The sequence below is a fragment of the Shewanella sp. SR43-8 genome, from assembly GCF_014163775.1.
Taxonomy (GTDB): domain Bacteria; phylum Pseudomonadota; class Gammaproteobacteria; order Enterobacterales; family Shewanellaceae; genus Shewanella; species Shewanella vesiculosa.
The window spans coordinates 380,893-390,914 of sequence record NZ_JACJDX010000002.1 but is presented as its reverse complement, the minus strand read 5'-3'; the positions used below and the strand labels follow the sequence as shown (position 1 = coordinate 390,914).

Annotated in this window: 7 protein-coding genes and 1 pseudogene; all 8 read right to left on the bottom strand. The window is 40.4% G+C overall.

From position 1 onward, the window contains the following. Nucleotides 1–225, bottom strand: a pseudogene (locus H5114_RS04155) (peptidoglycan-binding protein); the annotation flags it as partial. A 322-nt stretch (nt 226–547) separates the two neighbouring features. Further along, the gene (locus H5114_RS04150; RefSeq protein WP_182722289.1) at nt 548–880 is read right to left on the bottom strand and encodes a hypothetical protein; all 333 of its coding nucleotides are present in this window, start codon (nt 878–880) and stop codon (nt 548–550) included. Then, nucleotides 867–5,345: an RHS repeat-associated core domain-containing protein gene (locus H5114_RS04145; RefSeq protein WP_182722288.1), complete on the bottom strand. Its 4,479-nt coding sequence runs from the start codon at nt 5,343–5,345 to the stop codon at nt 867–869. Before H5114_RS04145 ends, H5114_RS04150 begins: the two co-directional genes overlap by 14 nt. 6 nt (nt 5,346–5,351) lie before the next feature. After that, nucleotides 5,352–6,293 (bottom strand): hypothetical protein, encoded by a 942-nt coding sequence (locus H5114_RS04140; protein WP_182722287.1) that lies wholly within the window; start codon nt 6,291–6,293, stop codon nt 5,352–5,354. Then, entirely contained in the window at nt 6,290–7,390 is a 1,101-nt protein-coding gene (locus tag H5114_RS04135; RefSeq protein WP_182722286.1) for a hypothetical protein, read from the bottom strand. Before H5114_RS04135 ends, H5114_RS04140 begins: the two co-directional genes overlap by 4 nt. 21 nt (nt 7,391–7,411) lie before the next feature. Beyond that, nucleotides 7,412–7,702 (bottom strand): PAAR domain-containing protein, encoded by a 291-nt coding sequence (locus tag H5114_RS04130; protein WP_124015796.1) that lies wholly within the window; start codon nt 7,700–7,702, stop codon nt 7,412–7,414. Between the two features lie 41 nt (nt 7,703–7,743). Then, nucleotides 7,744–8,097: a hypothetical protein gene (locus H5114_RS04125; protein WP_124015795.1), complete on the bottom strand. Its 354-nt coding sequence runs from the start codon at nt 8,095–8,097 to the stop codon at nt 7,744–7,746. A 2-nt stretch (nt 8,098–8,099) separates the two neighbouring features. After that, nucleotides 8,100–9,956: a type VI secretion system tip protein TssI/VgrG gene (gene tssI, locus H5114_RS04120; RefSeq protein ID WP_182722285.1), complete on the bottom strand. Its 1,857-nt coding sequence runs from the start codon at nt 9,954–9,956 to the stop codon at nt 8,100–8,102. Nucleotides 9,957–10,022: the final 66 nt, after the last annotated feature.

Sequence of the window (10,022 nt, the reverse complement as noted above, 5' to 3'; positions counted from 1 at the left end):
GCCATCTGGACGTAGCATATTAAGTACTTTGCTTTGAAATAACTTAATCGCTGCAACGGTTTTAGAGCTTTCAGGGCTAGAGCCTAAACGGCCATCAACAATTAATGATTTTGTAGGAGGAATGAGTTTGAGTAATTTGTTTAATGTCGTTTGTACAGCTTTTACATCGTTTAAATTGTTAGCGCCACCCAGCCCGACAGCTTGAGTTATTTTTATAGATGACATCGTAACTTCCCTGTTTTTGTTATATTTAGATCTAAAAAAATAAGATCATTAACTTTAAAATTATGAATAATCATGACTGTAATTAGGTATAGGGCAAGATCTTGAACGTTTTCCATACAGATTGAGTATGTTTTTAGAGCTATATTTGTTCAGTACGTTATCACTTCATGAATGATTGGAAGTGATAACGTACTGAAATCATTCGTAGTGTTCAAAAAACGCACACTCATGTGGTTGCCCTAGTATTAGGTAGTTTATTATTTTTCAGTTCAATTCTGTTTCAATAAAACACATAGTTCTTCGTATAAATCTATAGCTAATTCTAATAAATATCCTTTCTTTCTACATTTTTAAGTTTTGTATTAAGTTCAGATAGAAAGCATTTAGTTTCAACATACTCCCCATTAACTGAGACTAACAAAATCGCTCCTATTGCTTGCAAAGCGTCAATAATTAAAGACAATTCTGTTGAGCCTCGATAAATATCTGTGCTAACAAGGTTTACTTCAAAAATTGAATCCTTATTTTCAAGGTTTTCAATAATTGTACCAATAGAACTATGAGTAAATTTACGAAGTACCTCTATAGTTTTATTTTTATTTATATATCGATTGATCACAACCTTAACAAATAAATCAGGGTTAACTCTTTCCATTTTTTATATGTCCTGTTTTAGCTGGGTTACCATCTTTTTTCCGCCTAGTAATTAAGCTTACTGAATCGTTATTTTGAAGTATAGGTTTTTCTATACGCCACCATGTACGCTCACCCCAAGGTCCAAATCTATTCGCGCCTGTATTAAAGACATTGATATCACCACTAGCACCTTCAGCAAACTTGGTTGATGCCATATTCCATATTTTTGCAGCCCTCCAAGCTTCAAATTTATGATTAGGCGAAAATAAATCAAGTAACTCTAGTACTTGACCTCCAGTTGTTTGTTCTAAAGTAGTTTTACCACAGCGTCGAGCCCAATTCTGGGCTATCTCCATATTATTAATATTTTTATGCATAGAAGTTCCCCAGAATACAGCACCATTTTTACTTGTTGAAAAATCAAAGGTTCCATTACGAATTAAAGCTCTAATCTCATAAAAAGCTCGCTCAGGACTATTCTCTATTAACTCTTTTAAATGCGCTGTATCTTCTGAAGATATTTCTTTACAACTCAACCCAAATGGATCCACCCAATTCACTGGATTAGGCGCATATTGATAATGGTTTATCCCACCCACTAATCCGATAGGGTCTTGATGTATAAATCGTGCTTGCTGAGGACTATAGTACCTAAAACGATTGTAGTGTAACCCTGATTCGTCATCAAAGTACTGGCCTTGAAAACGGATTGGGTTAACAATTTGATGCTCGCTATCCACATGATCAATGCTTTGGCCAAACACGTCTTGTTGGCTGCGCCAGACAATTTTAGCGTTTTCATCGGTTAAGCAAATTGGGGTGCCGAGTTGGTCTAGGTGATAATAATAAACCTGCCCTGCTTTAATCAGTGCTACTGGTGTAAAAGTGTCGGGCTGATAGATATACCAGCTGTATTCACCTAAGGTGCATTCGCCAATTAGCTGGTGATTATCCCAAATAAAGTCGGTGCGACCAAGCTCAGTGATTTTTGCGCTGCGACGGCCTAATGCATCATATTCGTATTGTGTCAGCTTGCCATTAACGTTGATTTGCACCAGTTGGTTTAAGCCATTAAAACTGCGCTGTTGTTTATCGCCAGTGCCAATTTGGCTGATTTGGTTGCCACTGGCATCATAGCGGTAATCGACACCAGCCATGCTCATTAAGCGGTCATTGTTTACCACTACATCATGATTGTTTTTATTGGGCCTTACCGTATCGGATGATAAAGCCGATGACGCTGAGTGTTGAATGTGTTCTGCACGCTCTAAGCCAGCTGTTGGGCTGTTAACACTGGCATCTGCACTGTTATTGTCAGCACGAAGTGAATGGGTAGGATTACCGAATCCATCCCATTGGTATTGTTGCTGAACACGGATTTTGTTACCAGTAGGGTTATCCGATACACGAGTATGACTGTCACTGACGAGTTGGCTGATGTTGTTATAGCGAAATTGCTTAACATCTGGCGCGCTTTTGGTTTCAGGCCCTTGGGTGGTTTGAACCTCACTAGTTGCGCCCTGCTCGACTACTTCGCTCTCACAATGAAGTAATTGATGTTGTTTATCGTATTGATAACGTCTTGATGCAAATAGTGCTGACTCTGATGAGGCAAGCTCTTCTAATATAAGCTCTGGTGCTGCGCTATCTGAGCGAGCATGTCGCCATGTCTGCTCAATTAATCTTGAATGGCTATCATAGGCATGACTGAGTTCAAGTTGATTACCCTGAATTGTTTTGTGCAATAATCCTGATGACAGATAGTGATAATGAGCCAGCTGTACACACGGCTTCGATGAGCCATTGCCTGTAAAGCTAATGCCGCTTAATTGACTGTTTTTATTGTATTGATAGTCAATGTGTTGCCCGTCTGGCAAGGTTAAGCCACTGCGGTTACCTGAGTCATCATATTGATAGTCAAGTTGCCACTGGCTTTGCAATACCCGTTTTATTCGCCCTTGTGGGTCAAGGTGTCGCTGCACAGTACGGTGTTGGTTATGGGCACGAGTGATTTGCCCTATAGGATTATATTGATAAAAGTTCTGAGTGTTCAGTAGCGCTGATGTGGCACTTGGCTCAAGTTTGACATGGCTACTTTGCTGACAAATTCGCCCCATGGCATCACGTTTAAGCTCAACAAACCGAATATCACTGTCGTTCACGGCAACTAATTTGTCATTAGCGTCATATTGATAATGTTGCTCGCGGCCATCAAAACCAATTAAGGTTCTAGGTTGCTCTGTTGGCGTGTATTCAATACGGTATTGCGCCCCATCACTGCGCTCGATGCGGTTTAAGTTACGTTCTTTATCATAAAAAAACTTCAGCCAACTACCATCGGCAAACGTTTGCTGGCGCGGTTGGGCTAAACCGTCATAGTCGATGATGTTTTCAATGTACTCACTATCGTTACTAAGTTCGTGATCGCCTGCCAGATCAGCCTGTTGACGCTGACGAATAATACGTCCGGCATCATCGTACTGATAATAATGACTAATGGCTTCTTCAGGCTTGTCTTGATTATCTTGTTTATCTTGTGGATAGGATTTACTTTCGATAATCTGACCTTTATTGTCACGAATAAATTCAGTGACTAAGCCTTGGGGATTAATAGTGGCATTAACACGCCCCAGTCTGTCATGGCTAAAACGGGTGAGCGCATCACCGACTTGTGTAGCAAGTAATTCACCGTCGCGGTCCCAATGGTAGCGATGTGTTACACCATTAACATCGATTTTTTGGGTTAACTGCCCAGCATCATTGTATTGATAATGACTTGGACGACCATCAAAACCTGTTTCAGACAGTAATCGCCCAGTGGCATCATAATGTCTTTTAGCTGTTCGACCGATGGCATCTCGGGTGACAATTCTTTGACCTAAACGATTATATTCAAACCGCGTAGTGCCACCATCGGCTTGAATAACAGCCAGTAACTGTCCTTGATGGTTATAGTTATATTGTATTTTATTATCACAGGCATCAATGGTGGCCACTTTACGACCAACTGCATCATATTGATGACGTATTATGCTGCCATTCGGGTTGTGGTGTTCCGTCAACAGCCCTTGTGTATTGTGAATAAAAGTTTCGCTATGACCTAAAGAGTCAGTACAACGGCTTTTTACGCCGTGAACGAGTGCTGTATATTCAAAATGATAATGATAGATATCATCATCACCCCATTGCTCAATGCACTTGGCTTGGTGATCTTGTCCGTCCCATGCAAAGTGATGGCTAAAGCCAGATGCGCGTGTTCGGCGCTGCAATAAATAAGTGGTACTTTTAGGGTTATATTGATGATCACTGTCAGATGTGATGTCGGCTGACTTGACCTTGACATAACTGTAGCGCTCTACTCGGCCATTGATGTCAGTGGCGGCAATAAGTGCTTGAGCGTCGTCATATTGATAACTGGCTAACAAATTTTGATGAACTTGTTTGTTACCTTGGTTATCTAACATGTACGAAGCCACTTTTAATAAGTTGCTCTGTGCATTATAAAATAACAATACGCCACGTTTTGGGCCTGTGGTTATTTGGGTTAAACGACCTTGATGATCATAATACAGCTGAAAATATTGGCCTTGATGATTACTAATGCTTTCTAATTGCCAAACATCTTTGCCTGCAACCTGTTGCTTTACAAAAGCCCAATGACTGTCATCTGGCTTGATGAGTACTTGACGACCGTCGGCTTGATGAACTAACGACCAACCTGTTGAAAGTTGGATGCTGGTCTGGCCACGTTTGACCGAATCAAAAACATGCACTCGGCCTTCATCGTCGGTTAATTCAAACCAATATTTACCAGGTTTTTTAGGCCCGACTTTCGCAGGTGCTTGATATTGATGATCTAGCTGTACACAAAAGTTATGACGCCAGCCGTACCCCATACCAACGTTAGTACCAACTTTACTCGAACGATACAAACGGCGCCATGTTAGCGGCATTAAACCATTAAGCTCAAAATCGACTAACGGTAAAATTTCTTCGCCACTTAGCATCGAAACCGGATCGCTGCGGCACTCTTGTTTATCGATGCTCACTTCCGTCGGAGAATGATTGGTCACAGTACCAGACTGAACTGATGCAGAGGTTTGTTTACCCTTGCTGTCTTTGGGGGATTTTTTATTCGTCGAACTCGCTCCAACGCTAGCGATTTCTGTTGAGGATTGAATCTGTTGTTTGGGCATTTCGAGATACACTCGGAGTAAATTACGCCCAATAATGTCACTGAGTTTATGAGTAATATCTCTGGCAGATAAAGTCACGTTTACGCCGGCGTTCATCACCAAACTTCTGGCATGAATTAAAGCGTTACGGTCGCGGACTAAATGAGGCGAGATTTCATTAATAATGGTACTAATATTATTATTTTGTTCAAACGTAGATAATTGAAACCCAGCAGGGGTTGACGCGCTGGCAGGCGCGATAACAATGTAACGGTTATGACCTTTAAAATAGAAATTACTGACTGCCATGTTCGTTTATGCCTTCTCTATCCATGAGTACATTGCCACACCAAGATGAAGTTGTTGAGACACTTCAAGTTGTAAACTTATTCCTGTAACCGTCTGTTTTTGATAGCGATTATAGATGTGTAAAAAGTTATATAATCCTACCACGCAACCTATGTCGCCAGTAAAATAGCTGGATTGGGTAATTTGTGTGTCTTGATTAATTTTGCCCGCTAATTGCTCGTAAGCATTAAGCCAATTGTCTGTCACTGTCGAATGGTTACCGGGTAAATAAAGCTGCGACAGTTGATCAATATCATCGACTTGGCAAGCTCGGTTAAATAAGGTTTTTATGGCCTGAGTTTGCTGAACCAAGCTGCATGACTCTTGGAATAAATCCAAAACGTGCATACCATCAGTTGCAACATTGATGTTGGCCATGATGACCGCTTCAGCAGGACAACGACCACTATCTTGTTGCTGGGTAATCAGCTCTTGCTCATTTTGCAAATCTGAAAGCGCAAAATACAGGCTGTCTACAGCAATAAATATCGCACTTTGACTATCGACTGGTAATGCCTTTAATGCGCTCAATGCAGAGAAAAACCCAGCACTTCCCATAGGAAAAAATCGGCTATGAGGATGTTCAAAGCAATGTGGGAAAAGTGCATGTAAACGACTTACCCAATCCACAAGTTGTTGTTTTTCTAAATGGGGTAAAATCCAAAAAATCGGCTGAGTTCGGTAAGGCTGCCACTGAGCTTCGTCATGGATCGGCAACTTGTGTAACATATCGATGATACGGCTTAATTGAGACTCAGTAGCCAGGCCTTGAGCCATTACCGCAGCGATGTGTTGACCATCAAATTGATACTCGAAATCAACCGCCTCAGATAAAGGTAGGTTGAGCAACTGTAGTGGATTTTGATAGGTCCCCACAACGATTTCAATAGCCTCTGCATGCATAATCATAAGGCGACTTTCACTCGTTGTGGGCTGTGATTGACTACATTATTGAGCCTAAGCTTGTGTAAATAAGCGATTCGTTGGTGAACAGGACTAGAGTAACGAATGATTTTATCGATACTAGCAGGATTGACTTCAATACCATTAATCAATCTAACTTCAGGCATTTTAAGGGCTAATAGCATCCAACGATGCAATAATTTAGCACTGTAAAATTGTAAATATTCACAACGTTCGGCTTCATCTTCCTCAAACTGCCATTGATAAGGGACCGATTGATCTAACTCGGGGCCTAAAATAGTTCTCAATGCGCTAAAAGCCACTAAAGTTTGATTTGGTTGCTGCATAGCTCGAGCTAAAAAAGGCACAAATTTACTAAAACCTGAATAGCCCATTAGCTCGATGACCCTTAATGTCAAATCAACATTCTGACTCATTAAATTGAACACTTTGGTTAATATGGCTTCGTCTAATGAAATAATAAACACTTCAAAAAGAGCACTGTGGCAATAATCTAATTGACTGAATAAGCCATAGAGCTCTATTGGTTCATTAATGCTAGACATCAGCATTTCAATGTATAAAGACGTCAGTGACGACCGAGGGATGTTCAGTGAATTAATGCCATCGTTACGCTTTAAGCGTTTACCACGATAGATGCACAACAAGATATATTGCTGAATTTGCTCAGGAGTCTTATTGCTTGCAGTAAAACTAACCTTATCAAATTGAAGTTGGCTAGCCATTAGTGCAAATGCAGGGCTATATTGGCTAGCATCAACAAGACTGCTGGCAAATAATGCCTCAACGATATGTGATTGCGCTGTAGGCTGAGCCTTGTAGTGCAGTTGTAACAACAGAGATAAAATGACTACCTTGTCAGTTGGGCTAAACTGCACATCAGTTTCAAAAGCATCAACAATTTGCTCCTGAGTATTGGCACTGAGTAACGGCCAATTAGGATCTTTTTTTTGCTGGATCATCTTTAAAATGACCGTTAACGATTGAGTATTATCTTCAATGTTTTTTGGCATACACTGAAACGACGACAACATAACTTGTCGTTGCGCCAGCAGAAGATTAAAACTCTCAATCAAATTCATTTACCACAATCCTTGTTCGTTCTAGCCAATCATCACTGTAGGATTACCTACAATAATCTTCCCACCGTGAGCGGTACCATCTCCCATTCGGGCTGCGGGTTTGCCATTAATCAATACCGAACTTGAACCTGCATTAATCGTATCAGGCGGCCCAACACAAATTAACTTGTCACCTTTACGTGCTGCGGGTAATGAACCAATAAGAACATTGCCAGACCCCATTACAATAGGACCGCCAACATGAGGTACAGGACCGGGATTGGTTTTAGGACAAAGATGCATGCATGTAAGCGTTGCTGCGGGCATTCCCATCAAATATTCCTTTATTTGTTGTAATGTGTTGTTCCAGAGGTTTATTCGTTATCTAAAGGGATAACCAATAAAGCACGCTGTTCCAACGCCAATGCAATGATACTGATAATTTGCGCTTCAGATTGTTGAACAGCCAAATAGGTATCATTGTGTAAATAGCAATAAATTAGATACAACAAATCTGGTGAATTCTTCCAGCTGTGTCGATTTACTAAAAACTGTTCACCAAATGTTGCACTAACCCACAAGGTCATATTAGGTGTATTAAGCAGTGGATCTTGCGGTTTATCGACCGGTTTACAGATTAAGTGTCGATACCCAAATTGACAGGTAATTTCATGGCCTCGACAAAAAGGCCCTAACAGGCCGACTCCAGGATAACGAGATGATGACATGACTAATTCAACTTAATTTGAGCAGCTTTTAAGGCAATGCTGGTGCCGTTAACCTTAACATTGGTGCCTTTTATGGTGATGTTTGTCCCTTCTATAGAAATAGAACCATCACTGCTCATTTTGATAGATGCACTGCCCGTTTTAATCACAATCTCTTTGCCAGCTTCAATATTGAGCACTTTGCCAACGTTTAAACTGTCATTATTACCAATATCTTCTAGGCGATCGTTGCCAATTTTAACGTTCTCGTTATTAACCACTTCAGTAAAACGGTCATTACCTATGGTATCTTTTTGATCATGTTTAACATTGAGATGGTGATCTTTTTCTGCTTGAAAAAATAGTAACTCTTTACCCTTTTCATCATCAAAACGTAATTCATTAAAATTGTCTGCACCAGCGTCTTTAGTACTGTGTGTTTTAATACCAGACTGGGTCTTTTTAGCTGGTAAGGCATAAGGTGGCATTAAGTCTGCGTTATACACAGCACCACTAATAATTGGTTGATCCGGATCACCATTAATAAATTCAACAAGTACTTCTTGACCAACGCGAGGAAAGAAAAATGCGCCCCATTTATTACCCGCCCAACTCTGTGCGACACGGATCCAACACGAACTTTTACTGTTAAATTCACCTTCACGATCCCAGTGAAACTGCACTTTAACGCGGCCAAATTTATCAATATGTTGCTCGTCACCAGGCTCACCAGTAACCACAGCAGTTTGCACACCATTAATTAATGGTTTGCGCAAATGAAGTTGTGAACGGTATGGGGTACTTTTTGGAACACATTCAAAATCATTTTGATACACGCACCCAGACATAGATTGACCTGCGCCAGACTGATTAGGTTGTGTCGCTGAGGTTCTTAAAGAACTTATAACAAAGCTCTTACCTTTATAGCTGACGTTTTCGTGATCTTTAAATGTAAAAAATTTGCCTATCATGAAACTGCGGCAATCACCTTGACCACTGCATTTGTTCATATCTTTTTGCAGGGCTTCAAGCTGATTATTGGCAAAGGGCTGAGCACGTTTATTAAATTCTGATTCACCTAGATAGTCATACACTTCAAGGGCACTTTGTTCTGGGAGATCCGCTTTATTATGATTACCTGATGGATAAAGCTTAGGTTGTTCATAGTCATAGCCTTTTTGAATAAAGCCACCGCTGACCATGCTCATTCCACCTTGCCAGTTTGATACATGTGACTCAGCTAAATGTCCTGAAAAACATCGGACTTTCTCTTCTGCGCAAGGTTTATAGGCGTTAATATCATCAGCAAGTACAAGGGTATGGGCACTAAGACTGTGCTCGAAGAAGAAGAAAATACCCTCTTGTTGCAATAAGCGACAAACAAAATCTAAATCTGATTCTAGATACTGCACGCAGTATTCATACTGAGGATAAGTATTGGTAGTTTTATTTTGAAATTCGACTTTATGTTGACCAAATAAGTCTTTAATAATGTCAATTACAGACTTATTTTGAAAAATTCTACAGTTGCTGCGTTTTTTCATTAGTGCCATTTGAGGCACAATAACAGCTTGATAATCAATATAATTTTGCGCATCATCTGAAGCAGCCGTCCGCATACCTGCAGACTCGAGATGACTTATGACCCCATGAAAGTACCGAGCAGCACCATCACTTTCGGCATTACGTAATGTAATACAGACGTTTTTACCCACTAAACTATCGAGACTAATCTGAGTACCAACAGTAAACATTGATACACTGATTGAAAATAACTGTGAAATAGCTTCAGTGGCAGTAAAATGCGTTAGGTACAGAACATCCTTACCTAATGGCGTAGTGATACTGATGATATTATTTTTTTGAGTGGCCTTAAGCATTCCTTGCCTCAGTCGTTAAGAATAAAGATCTTGGGGGAAACAAGTTCCCCCCAAGATTTAAGATCA